Origin of the sequence: Sporosarcina sp. 6E9, assembly GCF_017921835.1 — a bacterium.
Classification (GTDB): Bacteria; Bacillota; Bacilli; order Bacillales_A; family Planococcaceae; genus Sporosarcina.
The window spans coordinates 1-16,072 of the sequence record NZ_JAGEMN010000007.1 but is presented as its reverse complement, the minus strand read 5'-3'; the positions used below and the strand labels follow the sequence as shown (position 1 = coordinate 16,072).

Below are 16,072 nucleotides of genomic sequence, written 5' to 3'. Positions count from 1 at the left end.
GAAAATAAAACTGTCTGTCATCCGCTATCGATGCGGTTGACAGACAGTTTATTTATTTTATCGTTGCTTCTTTATTCGTTACATCAAGTATATCGAGAAGGAATACAAATACTGGGATCCCGATGATTAGTCCCCAGACACCGAAGAAATGTTGAGAAAAAATCAGGACAACGAATGTATAGAAAACAGGCAAATCTGTTTTTGATGACATCAGTTTAGGATTTAGGATATATGCTTCTATCCCATGTATGAGCATGATTGCAATGAAAAGATAGAGTACTTTCAGGTAACCGCCGATTGTGAAGGCAATGATGGTCAAAGGGACCAAAGAGATAATCACCCCTGCTACAGGGATAAGTCCTAAAAAGAAAACCATAATTGCTAATCCAATGATTTGCGGGAATCCAAGCATGATGAATATTAGCACCGATAGAATCGTGTTAACGATAGCAATGATAAATTGTGCTTCAATCACTTTTCCGAATGTGCGTGTAAACTTTTCTCCGAAAAACTCAATTTCATAATAAAAAGCAGCGATTTTACTATTCTTAAACTTGCCGGTGAATTCTTTTAATCTTGGTTTTTCAAGTATGAAAAATAAGCTTAAAATTAAGGAAAGCAATACTTGAATGCTCGTCTTACTAATATCAGTGAACGATTTCAACAGAAAAGAAAGTCCGTCTTCCAAATATGTAGCAATCTTATCGCTTGATAGTATTGTTTCTATGTAGTTCATTAGCACATTGTCATGTGATGTTGCAGAAAAAGTCGTAATCCTTTTGACCAGTTGACTGATTTCCGATGTAATGATTGGTAAGTATTTCGCGATTCCAACTGTCAGGAGTCCTACGATTATTGAATAGAGCAGTATGACGAGTAAAGTGCGCTTTATACGTACGCGTTTGGCCGTAAATTCTACGAGACGATTCATTAAATATGTAAATATAAATGTTAGTAAGATAATATTGATCATACTTCTAACACTAAACAGAATGAAAATAATTAAAGCAAAAATAATAATACGTTTTACTTCTCTCTTTCGGAAGATATCTATTAATCCGTCCATCAAGCCAGTCTCCTCACAAATCATAATCCATCACGACAAACCATTTACTTTAAGTATTAACCTATATGACAAAGAAAACAAGCGATTGAATTTCAAATAAAAAGGAGCTTTAAAACCATGCAGGTTTTAGCTCCTGATCGATAAATTTGTGCGAGATACACCCTTGCCTAATCGGTAGACGATAAAGGCGGTCAATATGCTGCTAATTATTAAAAGTATGAGATGGGGTCCTGCTGTAGCTGCAATATCTGAACGGCTAGTAATCGCAATCACGTCAAGCCATTCAACCCAGGTAGGCGGAACATACATTAATAAAACAGCAAGCGTATTATTAAGCATATGCAATAAAATCGGAATCAGTAAATTACCGGTTCGTATAACTAAAAGGGCTGTAATTACGCCAAAGATAAATGCCCCGATAATATCAGCATGCAAAATCCCGAATAAAATACTAGAGATTAAAATCCCGCCCCAAACAGAACTTTTTTTGATAAGCCGCTGAAGAATGACGCCGCGGAAAAAGAATTCTTCAACAATCGGCGCAAGAATTGTAATCATGATGATTTCAAAGGCTAAGAACAATCCACTTTCTGGCATCGGCGTTTCTTCCAATAAAAAATCAACTAAAAATGGTAATACCGGACTTAGCAAATATAAATAAAGCCAGAATGCACTTAATGAAAAAGCGATGGAAATAATCACGATGCCGAAGATGGAAGGTATCCACCGGGTAACGCCTTTCGTATAAACAACTTGGCGAATAGAAAGTTTTTGTTTTCTAAAATCATAACCGAAGTAAACAACTGGAACAACTACATAAAAAACAAATCCGAATGTCGCAGAAATAAAATCGACATTCCCATCAGAAAAGAGTAATAAGAAAAATAAGATCACCATTGTTGGAACTAAAAATAATGCTGTAACCCCGATCAAATGTCGGATTTTCATCTCACCAAACATTAAACCACCTCACTATCTATTCATACTGTACGAAACGAACGGAAAAAAGTTTCAGCTTTTCGTATTCAAAATCAAATTCTGGTAAAGTAATGAGTACTTTGGTGATTAACAGGTTCGAGGAAAGGAGTTTTGATGTGGCGAAACAATATGACTTTACGGAAGGGAATATATTCAAGCAGCTCTTTATTTTTTCTGCACCTATTATTCTTACCAACCTGTTGCAAATCTCCTATCAATTTATCGATAGTCTTTGGGTTGGAAACTTAATCGGTTCAGATGCACTAGGGGCCGTAGCTATATCAGGAACAGTTATTTTTACAGTCCTTTCTTTTGTGATTGGGTTGAATAACGCGGCACTCACCATATTATCGCAACAAAAAGGGAAGGGAAGCGATGGAGGACTGAAGCGCTACTTAAACGCATTCGTGGTCATGTTATCCGGCATGTCTATTGTCTTAGGTATAATCGGATTTATGATGGCTGAACGCATTTTGCTTCTACTGGGGACCCCTACTGCGATGATTGATATGGCGGCATCGTATTTGCAAATTAACTTTATCGGTATGTTATTTTTATTTGGCTATAATTTCATTGGGACCGTATTTCGTTCTGTAGGAGATTCGAAAACGCCTTTATATTTCGTATTAATTGCCGTCATACTAAATACCGTCCTTGACCCGCTTTTCATCTATACATTTGACTGGGGAATAGAAGGGGCTGCCTATGCAACAATCGTTTCGCAAGGAGTGGCGTTTGGTACAGGTCTCTTTTTCACCTTAAGGAAAAGCCTCGTTCCTTTTTCAAAGCCGCATTTACCGGCGCGGAGTGAAGTAATCGATATTTTGAAATTGGGAATACCATCCGGTTTGCAAATGAGTGTCATTTCAGCTGGTTCCATGGCAATCATGAGCGTCATAGCGTCTTTTGGTCCGGCAGTTGTAGCGGGATACGGGGCGGCGCAACGATTGGATAGTCTAATTATGTTGCCTGCACAAGCACTTGGTGTAGCTGTAAATAGTATGGCGGGCCAAAATATTGGCGCAAATCGATGGGACCGCGTCCATCGTATTACCTTTTACGGATTTATTTACAATCTGATTGTGATGCTCATGCTCGCATTAGTCATGTTTTTATTCGCGACTTATGGCATACGTCTCTTCATAAAAGAACCTGATGCTGCACGATTTGGAACGGACTATTTAAAAATGGTTGCTTTTTTCTATCCATTCCTGGGCATAAATTTTATATTAAACGGTACAGTACGAGCCGCTGGTGCGATGTTTCAAGTTCTCGTACTAAATATTATTTCATTTTGGGTTCTTAGGTATCCGATGACGTATTTACTTTCAACGCTATATGGAGAAAAAGGAATTGCGCTCGGTATCGGTATAAGTTTTGCGATCAGCAGCGTTTTTGCATTCCTCTATTACAGATTTGGCCGTTGGAAAGATGCAAAAGTGTTTGGTGATTAAGTTAAAAGTAAAAGTAGCGCCTTTTCACGAATCGTTATATGAAGTGGCGTGGATGTGGTGATTTCACCGTCAACAATTGCAGGAATTGGCCGATTCGTTTCAAGTGTTATTTCTTTTCCTGCATTATAAAATACGCCTTCTCTCGTAACCGGGCTTCCCCGAAGCAAATGAGGGAATAGTCGAAACAGGACGTTAAGACGGTTGGCATTATGTAGATGAGTGATATTTAGAATGCCATCTGACGGAAGCGCATGTGGACAAATATTTAAACCGCCACCATAATATGCGGTGTTGCCACAGGCAATAAGCCAAGCGTTGGTCAATGGAAAAACTTTGCCATCGATCGTCAGCTTGCCGTTAAATGGTTTGAAAGTCAATAGTGTAATCACGGCGGCAATTATATAGGAGAAAGAACCAATGCCGAGCTTATTGAAAATCGACTTGTAAAATGACTGATTGACTTGATTCCCGATTATGGAATCGAGACCAGCGCCCGCGACGGTGATGCCGAACCGCCCATTGACGTTCAGTAAATCAATCAAAGTCGTCTTACCCGCTAGCATTTTAAGAACGAATTCTTTAGGGTTATCGGTTAATTGAAACATTCTAGCAGTGTCATTACCTGATCCTGCAGGAAAAACCGCAAGCGGGATAGTCGTTGCGGCTAGTTGTTGAATGACCGAATTGATTGTTCCGTCACCCCCAATAACAGCAACTGCTTTTATGTCGCTTGGATTTAATAGATGTTTGGACATAAACTTTTCTGTTTTAACTTGTGAATGACTCATGATTTTTTTGAAAGAAATATGTTGATCGATCAATAGTTTTTCGATTGCTGCCCAGTTTTTTAATGTATTTTTATTGCCAGATTGCAAGTTGACGATAAATAGATACATAACATGACCCCGTTTCTTCTTGGGCATGATTACCCTATATACATGTAACAATAGGGTATACTTAAAGGAGAATCAATAGGCGGATAGATGAATATATGCGGAAAGGGGAAGATAAATATGGCATGGCTCTACGTACTTTTTGCGGCAATTGTAGAAGTTTTCTGGGTGATTGGATTACGCTATTCCAACTCTGTTTTGGAGTGGACGGGAACAACGATCATGATTATTTTCAGCTTTTACTTTATTATCAAAGCTTGCGAAAAACTACCTTCTGGAACCGTATACGCCGTGTTTACCGGCTCAGGTGCTGCCGCGATTGTTCTGATAGATTTTGTAATTTTTGATGCAGCGTTTTCTCTTGTGAAAGTTCTCTTTATTGGTTTAATCATCGTTGGTGTCGTTGGAATTAAGATGACGGATAGCGGTGAAAGAGAATCGCAGGCCGATCAAACAGCGTAGAGGAGGCAGGCAAATGGCTTGGGTATATCTTGTGATTGCGAGTATAGGAGAAATACTTGGTGTTATGAGTATCAATTTATACATACAAAAGAAATCAATGGCCCGGTTGCTACTCATCGTTTTCACCTTTACGTTTGGATTTATATTTCTGGCACTTGCCATGCGTGACATTCCGATGGGTACGGCATATGCAATCTGGACGGGATTAGGTGCGGCGGGTGCTGTTCTTATGGGGGTTTTACTATTCAAAGAACCCGCAAGTTGGAAACGTCTTGTCTTTTTGTCCTTTATCATCGCGGGTGCAGTAGGGTTGAAAGTTTTCGGCTGAAATCCACTAAAGTGATTGAATGACGTTGGAAAAGGGTAAATAGTGTATAATAATGAGTGACTATTTGAATGTTGAGAGAAGGAGATTGACATGAGTTCGATTTATGCAGACGATAGCAATGCATTACATACAGACTTATATCAAATAAATATGGCCGAGTCGTATTGGGCAGACGGGATTCACAATAAGAAGGCAGTTTTTGAACTGTTTTTCAGAAGTTTACCATTTGGAAATGGATATGCCTTATTTGCAGGTTTAGAAAGAATTTTGGACTACTTGAAAGAATTCAAGCTAAGCGAAAGCGATATAACATATTTGAGGGAAGAGCTTCACTACGAAGATGATTTTATCGATTACTTAAAAGATATACGTTTTACCGGCGATGTTTATTCAATGGTAGAAGGGGAACTCGTATTTGCGAATGAACCCATCTTACGCGTTGAGGCTCCGCTAATTGAAGCACAATTAATCGAATCAGCGCTTTTAAATATCGTCAATTACCAAACGCTCATCGCAACGAAAGCGAGCCGCATCAAGCAAGTTACCAAAGATGAAATGGTTTTGGAGTTCGGAACAAGACGGGCTCATGAAATGGATGCTGCAATCTGGGGCGCGCGCGCTACGGTTATTGGCGGCGTCGAAGCGACGAGTAACGTTCGGGCAGGAAAGAAATTCGGTATCCCGGTTTCGGGAACCCATGCCCATTCACTTGTACAAGCATATAAGAGTGAATATGAGGCATTCCATTCTTATGCAAGGCGTCATAAAGATTGTGTGTTTTTAGTCGACACATACAACACGTTGAAAACCGGTGTTCCGACAGCGATTCAAGTTGCGAAAGAACTCGGCGATAAAATAAATTTCATAGGGATCCGTCTAGATAGCGGAGATATCGCATTCTTATCAAAAGAGTCCCGTCGCATGCTGGATGAAGCTGGATTCCCGGATGCGAAGATCGTTGTCTCAAATGATTTGGACGAATATACAATCTTGAACTTAAAAGCGCAAGGCGCAAAAGTAGACGTTTGGGGAATCGGCACGAAGCTAATTACCGCATACGACCAACCCGCACTTGGCGCTGTATATAAAATTGTTTCGATTGAAAATGACGAAGGTGAAATGGAAGATACGATTAAAATTTCATCGACAGCAGAAAAAGTGACAACACCCGGTCAGAAAAAGTTGTACCGCATTATCGACCGTGAAAACGGAAAAGCTGAAGGCGATTATATAACGATGCATGATGAAGATCCGGCTTCGGAAAAGCGCTTGAAAATGTTCCACCCGGTTCATACATTCATTTCTAAGTTTGTCACGAATTTCGAGGCGAAAAACTTACATGTGCAAGTAGTAGAAGCGGGGAAAGTGATTTACGAAAATCCAAGTCTATTTGATATGCAAAATTACGCAAAAGAAAATTTAGACCTATTATGGGACGAATATAAAAGATCTCTGAATCCGGAAGAGTATCCTGTCGACTTAAGCCAAAAGTGTTGGGATAATAAAATGCGTAATATTCAAGAAGTCCAAGAAATGGTGGAGGAATATACGCACGAATAAGGAGAGATTACGATGAAATCGCTTCAAGAAGAAATTATTGCTGAATTGAAAGTTAAACCAGTCATTGATCCCTGGGAGGAAATTCGACAATCAGTGGATTTCATGAAGGAGTATGCAAGAAAGCATTCATTTTTAAACGGTTTCGTTATTGGGATTTCAGGCGGACAAGATTCCACGCTCGTAGGTAAGCTTGCGCAGATCGCAATTGATGAATTAAATGATGAGGATGAGACGGATCGTTATCAATTCATTGCAATTCGACTGCCGTACGGTACGCAATTTGACGAAAAAGATTGTCAGGATGCATTGGATTTTATCCAGCCGACTCAAATATATACGGTTAATATCAAGGAATCAGTGGATGCTAGCGTTCGGGCATTAACCGAGATTGGCCTGCATTTATCCGACTATGCAAAAGGAAATGAGAAGGCTCGTGAACGTATGAAGGTTCAATATTCTGTAGCTGCCGTGAATAATTGCGTTGTGTTGGGAAGCGATCAGGCGGCCGAGTCGATAACTGGTTTTTATACGAAGTTCGGAGACGGCGGCGCTGACCTTATGCCGATATTTCGGTTGAATAAAAGACAGGGTAAAGAATTATTGAAAGCGTTGGATTGTCCTGTACATTTGTATGAAAAAGTACCGACTGCGGATTTAGAGGACGATAAGCCTGCAATTCCGGATGAGGTAGCACTAGGTATAACCTATGACCACATCGATGATTATCTTGAAGGAAAAGAGATTCCTGAAGAATCGCGAGAAAGACTCGAAAATTATTATTTAAAATCCATGCATAAACGCCATATGCCAATAACAGTCTTTGATGACTTTTGGAAATGAATCGTTGAAATCTTAAAGTATAGAAGAGAATTTTTATATTCTCCTTCTATACTTTTTTGTTTGGAGATTTTTAATGCTAAATAAGACAATCATTATTCAACCTATATTTCTGCAAGCTGTTTCAATGATTTTCAATATAATTTAACAGTTCTTTTTTCCTTCCTGCTTAAGTTGTAGATAGTAGGGTTATCCTGTAATATGGAAGTGTATAGTTACTTTTCGGATAATTTGCTATATATTGATTCATTGGGGGGGACCAAATTGCATAAAGAATTGATTGGAAAAGTTTTAAATAATATTGAAAAAGTAATGATTGGTAAACGAGATATCGCGGAACTCAGCATGACGGCACTTCTTGCGGGCGGACATGTCTTATTGGAAGATGTCCCGGGCGTGGGGAAAACGATGATGGTCAAAGCGTTGGCGAAATCGATTGGTGCAGATTTTAAACGAATTCAATTTACGCCAGATTTATTGCCATCAGACGTTTTGGGCGTTTCTATATATAACCCGAAAGAACTGGAGTTTGAATTTAGACCAGGTCCAATTATGGGGAATATTATTCTTGCTGATGAGATTAACCGAACATCGCCAAAGACTCAGTCGGCATTGCTTGAAGGTATGGAGGAATCCTCTGTAACCATCGACGGTGAAACAATGCGCATTCCACAACCTTTTTTCGTCATGGCAACACAAAATCCAATTGAATATGAAGGAACTTATCCGTTGCCGGAAGCTCAATTAGACCGATTCTTATTTAAATTGAAAATGGGGTATCCCACACCGCTTGAAGAAATTGAAGTTTTACGGAGAGCTGAACAAGAAATTCCAATTGATAACTTAGAACCGGTAATTTCTTTGGATGACCTCATAAATTTGCAACATGCTGTAAAAGACGTAATTGTCAGCAATGCTGTAAAATCCTACATCGTAACTTGTGCAAGTGAAACACGAAATAATCCATTCGTTTATCTTGGGGTAAGCCCACGTGGATCCCTTTCCCTCATGAAAGCATGCCAAGCATATGCGTTACTGATCGGGAGAACGTACGTGACACCGGATGATGTTCAGTACTTAGCACCATTTGTTTTTGGTCACCGAATGATTTTAAAACCGGAAGCCAAGTATGAAGGAATTGAAGCCGATGAAATTGTAGAACGGATATTAGCGAAAGTTAATGTGCCTCTTGATAGGGTTTCGGTTAAATGAAACGATTTAAGAAGTTATTGTCAATATGGGGGCGGCTTGTCTTTGTCTTGATCATATTTCTATCGGCCTTCGTCTTTGCAATGTTTCAAGGCGGATATGTTAGTTGGGCAATTTTTTACGCAATCTTTCCATTTATACTTTATTCTGTTGCATTGTTTTTATATCCGCTTCGAACAGTTACAGCTGAACGTGTTATTCGCACAGCTAGCGTAGAAAATGGCGGTAAATTGATTGTTAGTTTAAAGGTGAAGAGAGATTTTCCATTCCCTTTACTCTATACAGTGATTTCCGAAAAATGGCGTGATGAAGACATAAGATTCGTTACCAAAGGCACTATGAAAAAACTTTTTGTTTTCGGTTTTCAAAAGAAAGAAGAATGGCAGTACGAGATTGATAGAATGCCACGTGGAGAACATGTATTGGAAGGTGTGGAAATAGAAGTTTCGGACTTTTTCGGCTGGATTCGAAAAAAACATTTCATTCCGCTGAAAAATACAGTGTTGGTGTATCCAAAAATGACAGATCTTCACTATGCACCGATTGATACTCAATATGATTTAGGTTCGATGATTTCACCATACAATGTTGTGAAAGATACTACTATGGCAACGGGTGTCCGCGATTATCAAGCGGGAGACCGGGTATCATGGATTCATTGGAAATCGTTCGCCAGGACGCAAACTTTAATGACTAAGGAATTCGAAGACCGACGTTCTCAAGATTTGCTAGTCATATTTGATGGTCGACCATCTGAAACATTTGAAGAGCAAGTTGAACTTGCAGCCTCAATTTTAAAAGAAGCAACGAATGACCAAGCGGGAATTGGCTTTTTATCAACAGGAAAAGAGTCCGCAACTTTTCCGTTCATTCAATCGGAAGAGCAGTTTAGAAAAGTGCTTGTTCATTTAGCGAAGATCAAACCTTCGGATGACAGTGCAGCTATTATCTCAACCGACTATAGAGATGAATTTATCCAAAGTGGAAGTGTCATTTTAATTACCTCGCATCCGGATTGGGCGTTTTTGGAGTCAGTGATTAGTAATGTGACAAATGCCCGGTCAATTACCTGTTTTACTGTAGTGAAGAAGGATACACCGTTAAAAAGTGTGCTTGCGGCGGACATTCGTTTAGCCAAGTCCAAAGGAATATCAGTTCATGCGCTTACGAAAGAACAATTCCCAACCGCGTTTAAAGGGGTGATTCATTCATGAGTGAAATGCGGCTCGATAAATGGTTTCTATCTATATTGTATTTATTGGCTATAGTCATGTTAAGAGAATGGCTTCTCCCTGTAATGGAGCTCACGCAAACTGGACAAATTTCTTTGTTTTTAATCTTTATTGGTCTTGCTTTTTACTTATCATTGATGACTGTTAGATGGTGGCTTGCTGCGTCCGTAAAAATTCTATATATAATCTGGGCCATTCATTTTATGTTCTTTGATGGAATTCTATTTACGAAGGAAACTACAAAATTACTTCTAGAAGATTTCAATTCGAATTTCGCCGTCATCTTAGTTGGCAATTGGTCTGAAATATCAAATCCATTTCGAACGATCCTTTTTTTCATTCTATTATGGATGACGACTTACTTAATCCGTCATTGGATTGAATCAAGAAAAAGCATATTTGTATTTTACTGTATGACGATTATCTTTATCGCCGTTATTGACACGTTCACGGTTTATTCCGCAAAAGGTTCCATCTTGATCATTATGATAACTGGCTTATTGCTATTAGGCTTATTAACGATTCCTAAACTTGCTGAAAAGCATGGCCTATCAATCTCGTCGCATAAATTAGCGAGCATTTCAATTCCTTTGGTAGTGATTCTAGTTATAAGTGGCATATTCATATTAACATTGCCGAAATTAGAGCCGGTATGGGCTGACCCGGTTCCGTTCTTGAAATCAGCCGTTGAAGGTGCTGGCGAAGGGGGCGATGGGGAGGGGATTTCTAAATCTGGCTATGATCCTGATGACTCCAGGCTCGGCGGATCATTTACTCAAGATAATACCTTGATTTTTGAAGCGGCAGTTCCCAAAAAACAATACTGGAAAATTGAAACGAAAAATACGTACACTTCAAAGGGATGGGAACAGCCCAGTGAGAGTGATGTAATCACGTATACTTCTAATATGGGAATGGGTTCATATGCGGAAAACGAAGGCATAATTGCCGGTGAATCGAAGCACGCACAATTGAATATGTTGAAACGATTTCCTTTTATCGTATACCCATACGGCATGATTAATGTAGAGACAGATGAAGACGTGCAATTTATGAAATTAGAAACGTTGGGGCAATACCGCACGGCAATTGGTGATGAGCCGATATCGCTTGATTCATATGAAATTGAATATATTGAGCATGATTTTAGTTTGAAGGCATTGCGGGAAACAACTATGGAAGCAGTGAGTTTATTAGGGGATGAATTTTCGGACTATCTACAACTTCCGAATGAGTTACCCGCAAGAGTAGGTGAACTTGCAGAGAAAATTACTAATTCTAGTGAAAATGTATACGATAAAACAAAAGCAATTGAACGCTATTTTAGTAGAAATGGATTCGTTTACGATCAAAAAGACGTTGCGGTACCCGCCGAAGATCAGGATTATGTTGATCAATTTTTATTCGAAACAAAAAACGGTTATTGTGATAACTTTTCTACGTCAATGGTTGTGATGCTACGTACAATTGGAATTCCGGCTAGATGGGTGAAAGGCTTTGCACCGGGTGAACTAGGGCGTAATGAAAATAAGGAAAGTGTTTATAAGATTACAAATAACGAGGCGCATTCGTGGGTTGAAGCTTATATGCCCGGTATCGGTTGGATGCCATTCGAGCCAACAATCGGTTTTAGCGGAGCTTCAAATATTGAGTATGATACTGAACTCCAATTAGATGATCCTGAAGTTCCTGAAATGCCAAAAACTGAACGAGAAAAACTTGAACAGAAGACGAAAACCAAAAAAGAGAATAAAAAAAGTGTTTTTGATTTCAATAAATCATTTGATCTTATTATTAAATGGATAATTGACCAGAAGTGGATATTGTTAGCTGTTCTCGGCATATTAACGTCAATTGGGTCATTACTCTATGGAAGAAGAAGAAAATGGATTCCTAAATTACTTGTTCGATATTACCGGTTTGGTCCGAACGACTGGGCGAAGTATTCAAAACGCTATGGTAGTTTATTGAAACAATTGCACCGATTTGGATTAAAACGCAGGAACGGGGAGACGTTGTTGCAGTATGCAATTCAAGTCGACGCGCACTTTGGCGGGGATTCTATGCAAAGGCTGACGACTGCCTATGAAAAAGGGATTTATGGAGAAAATAGAACAGAGCACGATTGGCTACGCTTACAGGAACTGTGGGAAGATTTAATCAATAGGACTTCCGATTGATTTTTTGCATTTTTAGCAGTAGAATTATGAAAAGAACTGCTTTTAAATACCCTCATATATGTCCGATAATATGGTTCGGATGTTTCTACCAAGTTACCGGAAATGACTTGACTATGATTACGCGAAACGGACTTAGTTAGAACTGTTTCGTAATTATGAAGGATGAGACGCGCAGTTTATCAGATTGTCGCGTCTTTCACTATTTAGGCAATCTTAGCAAAATGAAGAAGAGGTGGAAAAATTGTCAACTACTCCTTTGTTAATTGAGCAAGAGAAAATTGTAATTCTGGATTATGGCAGTTCGTACAATCAGCTTTTGACGCGCTCAATCCGTCAACTTGGCATGTACAGTGAGCTTCACCCGCATACAATCACTGCGGATGAACTAAAAAAAATGAATGCTGTCGGAATTATTTTATCAGGTGGCCCTAAATCCGTTGCTGATATAGACGCGTACCCTATCGATTCTGAGATTTTTTCAGCAGGCATTCCAATCCTAGGAATTTGTTATGGAACGCAGCTAATTCTCAAGGAATTTGGCGGCACTACTGAAACGATAAATGAACGTACTTACAGTGAAGAAAAAGTGGAACTAGATACATCTTCGAATCTGTTTATGGGACAAGTTGGAGCACAAACAGTTTGGTTAAGTAATGGAGATCAGATTACAGCAACACCAGAAGGATTTAAAGTGATTGCAACAACGAATAATGGTGAAATCGCGGCAATAGGAAATGAAGAGCGTCAAATGTACGGTCTGCAATTTCATCCGGAATCGCCGAAATCTGAGCACGGACTTGAATTACTCAAACATTTCATCTTCGATCTTTGCGAAGTGAAAACAAAATGGACGATGGAGAATTTCATTGATATTGAAATTGGTAAAATTCGTTCAACAGTTGGAGACAAAAAAGTTCTTCTGGCGCTAAGCGGAGGCGTAGATTCTTCAGTAGTTGCAGCATTAATTCACCGCGCAATTGGCGATCAACTTACATGCATGTTCGTAGACCACGGTTTACTTCGTAAAGGTGAGGCTGAGAGCGTTGTTGCTACATTCGCTGACCAGTTCAATATGAATTTCATAAAAATTGATGCGCAAGAGCGCTTTTTAAGTAAATTAGAAGGTGTTTCTGATCCTGAACAAAAACGCAAGATTATCGGGAATGAGTTTATTTATGTATTTGATGATGAAGCAGCTAAGCTTGACGGTATAGACTTTTTAGCTCAAGGAACGCTTTACACCGACATTCTTGAAAGTGGAACACTAACAGCGCAAACGATAAAATCGCACCATAACGTCGGCGGACTACCCGAAGAAATGGAATTCGAATTAATCGAGCCGTTGGCTGCCCTATTCAAGGACGAGGTACGTGAACTTGGATTAGAATTGGGTTTACCGGAAGAAATTGTTTGGCGTCAACCTTTCCCAGGTCCAGGTCTTGGGATTCGCGTATTGGGTGAAATTACGGAAGAAAAGCTAGAGATGGTTCGTGAATCTGATGCGATTCTACGTGACGAAGTTAAAAAAGCAGGACTTGAAAGAGACATTTGGCAGTATTTCACAGTCTTGCCGAATATTCAAAGTGTGGGCATTACAAACGAACAAAGAACGTATGACTATGCAATCGGAATTCGTGCAGTGACATCCGTAGATGGTGTGACATCCGACTGGGCGAAAATTCCGTGGGAAGTTCTTGAAAAAATTAGCGCTCGAATTACTAAAGAGGTACCTAAGATTAACCGCGTCCTCTTTGATGTGACGAGCAAGCCACCTTCAACCATCGAGTGGGAATGATAATTGAATAAAAGCGTCGTATATATCCAAGAATATGGCTTGGACGTTTCTACCGGAACACCGTAAATGTTTTGACTACGATCTAACAAGACAGGGGTATCTCTGTCTTTTAGATTTGTATTATGGAAGCATGCGGCTAAATGTTCGCATGCTTCTTTTTTGTTTAAAAATCTAAAATTATGAATGGATGGTCTTCAATGAAGAAGTATTTTGAGTTTGATAAACTGGGTTCGAATTACCGCAATGAGATTATTGGTGGCGTTACAACTTTCCTTGCGATGGCATATATTCTAATCGTAAATCCACTTATGCTATCTTTGGATGGCATAGATGTTCCGGAAGCAATGCGTATGAACAAGGGAGCGGTTTTTGTTGCAACAGCTCTTGCTGCCGCGGTTGGCTCAATTATGATGGGTGTGATTGCAAGGTATCCGATAGGACTTGCGCCAGGAATGGGACTTAACGCATTCTTTGCATTCTCAGTCGTATTGGGAATGGGAATACCTTGGCAAACAGCTTTAACGGGTGTTTTATTTTCAGGATTAATCTTCATCGTTTTGTCATTGACAGGATTACGTGAAATTGTTATCAACGCTATTCCAGCTCAACTTAAGTATGCAGTCGGCGCTGGTATAGGGCTCTTCATCACATTCCTCGGATTTCAAAATGCGAATATCATTGTTGCAGATCCCAATACGCTAGTAACGCTCGGTGATCTTTCAAAAGGGCCGACCCTACTTGCGATTTTTGGTCTAGTTATCACAGTGATCATGATGGTTCGCAAAGTAAAAGGCGCGATATTTTACGGGATGATCCTTACAACGATACTAGGCATGTTTGTTAACTTAATTGATGTGCCAACTAAAGTAGTCGACAAAATTCCGAGTGTTGCCCCTACATTTGGTGCGGCATTTGAAGCGATTTTCCAAGATCCAACTTCATTACTTACAACACAATTTTTAATCGTAGTTATTACATTCTTGTTTGTAGACTTCTTTGACACAGCAGGTACGCTTGTTGCAGTTGCTAATCAAGCAGGTTTAATGAAGGAAGATAAATTGCCGCGTGCAGGAAAAGCGTTAATTTCTGATTCACTCGCGACTGTAACCGGTGCGGTCTTCGGAACATCGACAACGACATCTTATATTGAATCATCTGCAGGAGTTGCAGCTGGTGCCCGAACCGGATTTGCTTCAGTTGTTACGGGCATATTATTTCTCTTAGCGCTATTCTTTTCACCTTTATTGCTCGTCATCACATCTGAAGTGACAGCGCCAGCGTTAATCATTGTAGGAGTCTTAATGGTTTCTAGTCTTGGCAATATTGAATGGAATCGCTTTGAAATTGCAGTACCCGCATTTTTGACGATTATTGCGATGCCACTTAGTTATAGTATTGCAACAGGAATTGCAATCGGGTTCATCTTCTACCCAATTACAATGATTGTGAGTGGGAATAGAAAAGAAATACATCCAATAATGTATGGCCTATGGGTTATCTTTGTTCTATACTTCCTATTTATAAAATAAAGTACAGCGTTTAGAAAGGTTCTCTCGTATTTACTTATGAGAGAATCTTTTTTTGATTTATTTAATCAGAACATATTAGAGTATTGAATTGAAACGACATTAATGAGTTACGAGATTAGAAACAAAATGGGAGCTGTCAGAACCTGTGTTATAAAATTAAAACTTTATGTTGACTTTATTATTAAAGTGGGTTATATTTAGGTTTCGCCATAAGAGAAAGGCGTCGTGTATTAAAAAAACACGCAGTGACGCATCGAGTCCAATTAAAATTTAATTGACGAGAAGTGTTGACTTATGTCGAGATACTTGTTATGATGTATAGACCGTCAAATAACGACGGCAAACAAATACAATCTAACTATATGAACCTTGAAAACTGAACAGCAAAACGTCAAGATATAATGTTTCGTTAAATCGAAACAAAAACGAATCTTCGGATTCAAAGTCAGCAAAATGAAACTCGAGCTATTCAAGTTTCTCTATTATGGAGAGTTTGATCCTGGCTCAGGACGAACGCTGGCGGCATGCCTAATACATGCAAGTCGAGCG

13 protein-coding genes, 1 rRNA gene and 2 riboswitches are annotated in these 16,072 nt (G+C 39.4%); of the genes, 11 read left to right on the top strand and 3 right to left on the bottom strand.

The genetic code is table 11. From position 1 onward, the window contains the following. Positions 1–52 precede the first annotated feature (52 nt). On the bottom strand, positions 53–1,066 hold the full coding sequence (locus J4G36_RS17150) for an AI-2E family transporter (RefSeq protein ID WP_210471646.1): 1,014 nt from the start codon (positions 1,064–1,066) through the stop codon (positions 53–55). Positions 1,067–1,192: 126 nt separating this feature from the next. Continuing rightward, positions 1,193–2,026, bottom strand: coding sequence for a CPBP family intramembrane glutamic endopeptidase (locus J4G36_RS17145; protein WP_210471645.1), 834 nt, complete (start codon positions 2,024–2,026; stop codon positions 1,193–1,195). Positions 2,027–2,160: 134 nt separating this feature from the next. Between J4G36_RS17145 and J4G36_RS17140 the strand changes: the two genes are divergently transcribed. After that, complete coding sequence (locus J4G36_RS17140) at positions 2,161–3,498, top strand: MATE family efflux transporter (protein ID WP_368668802.1); 1,338 nt, start codon at positions 2,161–2,163, stop codon at positions 3,496–3,498. Here J4G36_RS17140 and J4G36_RS17135 read toward each other — a convergent pair. After that, positions 3,495–4,394, bottom strand: a complete 900-nt coding sequence (locus tag J4G36_RS17135; protein WP_210471643.1) for a diacylglycerol/lipid kinase family protein — start codon at positions 4,392–4,394, stop codon at positions 3,495–3,497. The genes J4G36_RS17140 and J4G36_RS17135 overlap by 4 nt on opposite strands. Positions 4,395–4,511: 117 nt before the next feature. Between J4G36_RS17135 and J4G36_RS17130 the strand changes: the two genes are divergently transcribed. The 10 genes from J4G36_RS17130 to J4G36_RS17085 form a co-directional block, all read left to right on the top strand. Then, positions 4,512–4,853: a DMT family transporter gene (locus J4G36_RS17130; RefSeq protein WP_210471641.1), complete on the top strand. Its 342-nt coding sequence runs from the start codon at positions 4,512–4,514 to the stop codon at positions 4,851–4,853. Between the two features lie 13 nt (positions 4,854–4,866). Beyond that, a complete protein-coding gene (locus tag J4G36_RS17125; protein ID WP_210471640.1) occupies positions 4,867–5,181 on the top strand; it encodes a DMT family transporter in 315 nt (104 codons plus the stop codon). A gap of 90 nt (positions 5,182–5,271) precedes the next feature. Then, the gene (locus tag J4G36_RS17120) at positions 5,272–6,741 is read left to right on the top strand and encodes a nicotinate phosphoribosyltransferase (protein ID WP_210471638.1); all 1,470 of its coding nucleotides are present in this window, start codon (positions 5,272–5,274) and stop codon (positions 6,739–6,741) included. Positions 6,742–6,753: 12 nt separating this feature from the next. Continuing rightward, positions 6,754–7,581, top strand: a complete 828-nt coding sequence (nadE, locus tag J4G36_RS17115) for an ammonia-dependent NAD(+) synthetase (protein ID WP_210471636.1) — start codon at positions 6,754–6,756, stop codon at positions 7,579–7,581. Positions 7,582–7,842: 261 nt separating this feature from the next. Beyond that, positions 7,843–8,790, top strand: a complete 948-nt coding sequence (locus J4G36_RS17110; protein WP_256439618.1) for an AAA family ATPase — start codon at positions 7,843–7,845, stop codon at positions 8,788–8,790. Beyond that, positions 8,787–10,001, top strand: coding sequence for a DUF58 domain-containing protein (locus J4G36_RS17105; protein WP_210471629.1), 1,215 nt, complete (start codon positions 8,787–8,789; stop codon positions 9,999–10,001). Before J4G36_RS17110 ends, J4G36_RS17105 begins: the two co-directional genes overlap by 4 nt. Continuing rightward, positions 9,998–12,199: a DUF4129 domain-containing transglutaminase family protein gene (locus tag J4G36_RS17100; RefSeq protein ID WP_210471627.1), complete on the top strand. Its 2,202-nt coding sequence runs from the start codon at positions 9,998–10,000 to the stop codon at positions 12,197–12,199. The genes J4G36_RS17105 and J4G36_RS17100 overlap by 4 nt, the downstream gene beginning before the upstream one ends. Positions 12,200–12,231: 32 nt before the next feature. Further along, positions 12,232–12,333, top strand: a riboswitch (purine riboswitch). A 107-nt stretch (positions 12,334–12,440) separates the two neighbouring features. Next, positions 12,441–13,994: a glutamine-hydrolyzing GMP synthase gene (gene guaA, locus J4G36_RS17095; RefSeq protein WP_305792232.1), complete on the top strand. Its 1,554-nt coding sequence runs from the start codon at positions 12,441–12,443 to the stop codon at positions 13,992–13,994. Then, a riboswitch (purine riboswitch) is annotated at positions 13,991–14,092 on the top strand. (Overlaps the previous gene by 4 nt.) 99 nt (positions 14,093–14,191) lie before the next feature. Beyond that, positions 14,192–15,523: an NCS2 family permease gene (locus tag J4G36_RS17090; RefSeq protein ID WP_210471625.1), complete on the top strand. Its 1,332-nt coding sequence runs from the start codon at positions 14,192–14,194 to the stop codon at positions 15,521–15,523. Between the two features lie 481 nt (positions 15,524–16,004). Then, positions 16,005–16,072 (top strand): 16S ribosomal RNA (locus tag J4G36_RS17085); the annotation flags it as partial.

Excerpts from the sequence above, each read along its gene's own strand:
- J4G36_RS17145 (WP_210471645.1), bottom strand. The coding sequence starts at position 2,026 with ATGTTTGGTGAGATGAAAATCCGACATTTGATCGGGGTTACAGCATTA.
- J4G36_RS17150 (WP_210471646.1), bottom strand. The coding sequence starts at position 1,066 with ATGGACGGATTAATAGATATCTTCCGAAAGAGAGAAGTAAAACGTATT.
- J4G36_RS17090 (WP_210471625.1), top strand. The coding sequence starts at position 14,192 with ATGAAGAAGTATTTTGAGTTTGATAAACTGGGTTCGAATTACCGCAAT.
- J4G36_RS17120 (WP_210471638.1), top strand. The coding sequence starts at position 5,272 with ATGAGTTCGATTTATGCAGACGATAGCAATGCATTACATACAGACTTA.
- J4G36_RS17105 (WP_210471629.1), top strand. The coding sequence starts at position 8,787 with ATGAAACGATTTAAGAAGTTATTGTCAATATGGGGGCGGCTTGTCTTT.
- J4G36_RS17125 (WP_210471640.1), top strand. The coding sequence starts at position 4,867 with ATGGCTTGGGTATATCTTGTGATTGCGAGTATAGGAGAAATACTTGGT.
- J4G36_RS17130 (WP_210471641.1), top strand. The coding sequence starts at position 4,512 with ATGGCATGGCTCTACGTACTTTTTGCGGCAATTGTAGAAGTTTTCTGG.
- J4G36_RS17135 (WP_210471643.1), bottom strand. The coding sequence starts at position 4,394 with ATGTATCTATTTATCGTCAACTTGCAATCTGGCAATAAAAATACATTA.
- J4G36_RS17100 (WP_210471627.1), top strand. The coding sequence starts at position 9,998 with ATGAGTGAAATGCGGCTCGATAAATGGTTTCTATCTATATTGTATTTA.
- nadE (WP_210471636.1), top strand. The coding sequence starts at position 6,754 with ATGAAATCGCTTCAAGAAGAAATTATTGCTGAATTGAAAGTTAAACCA.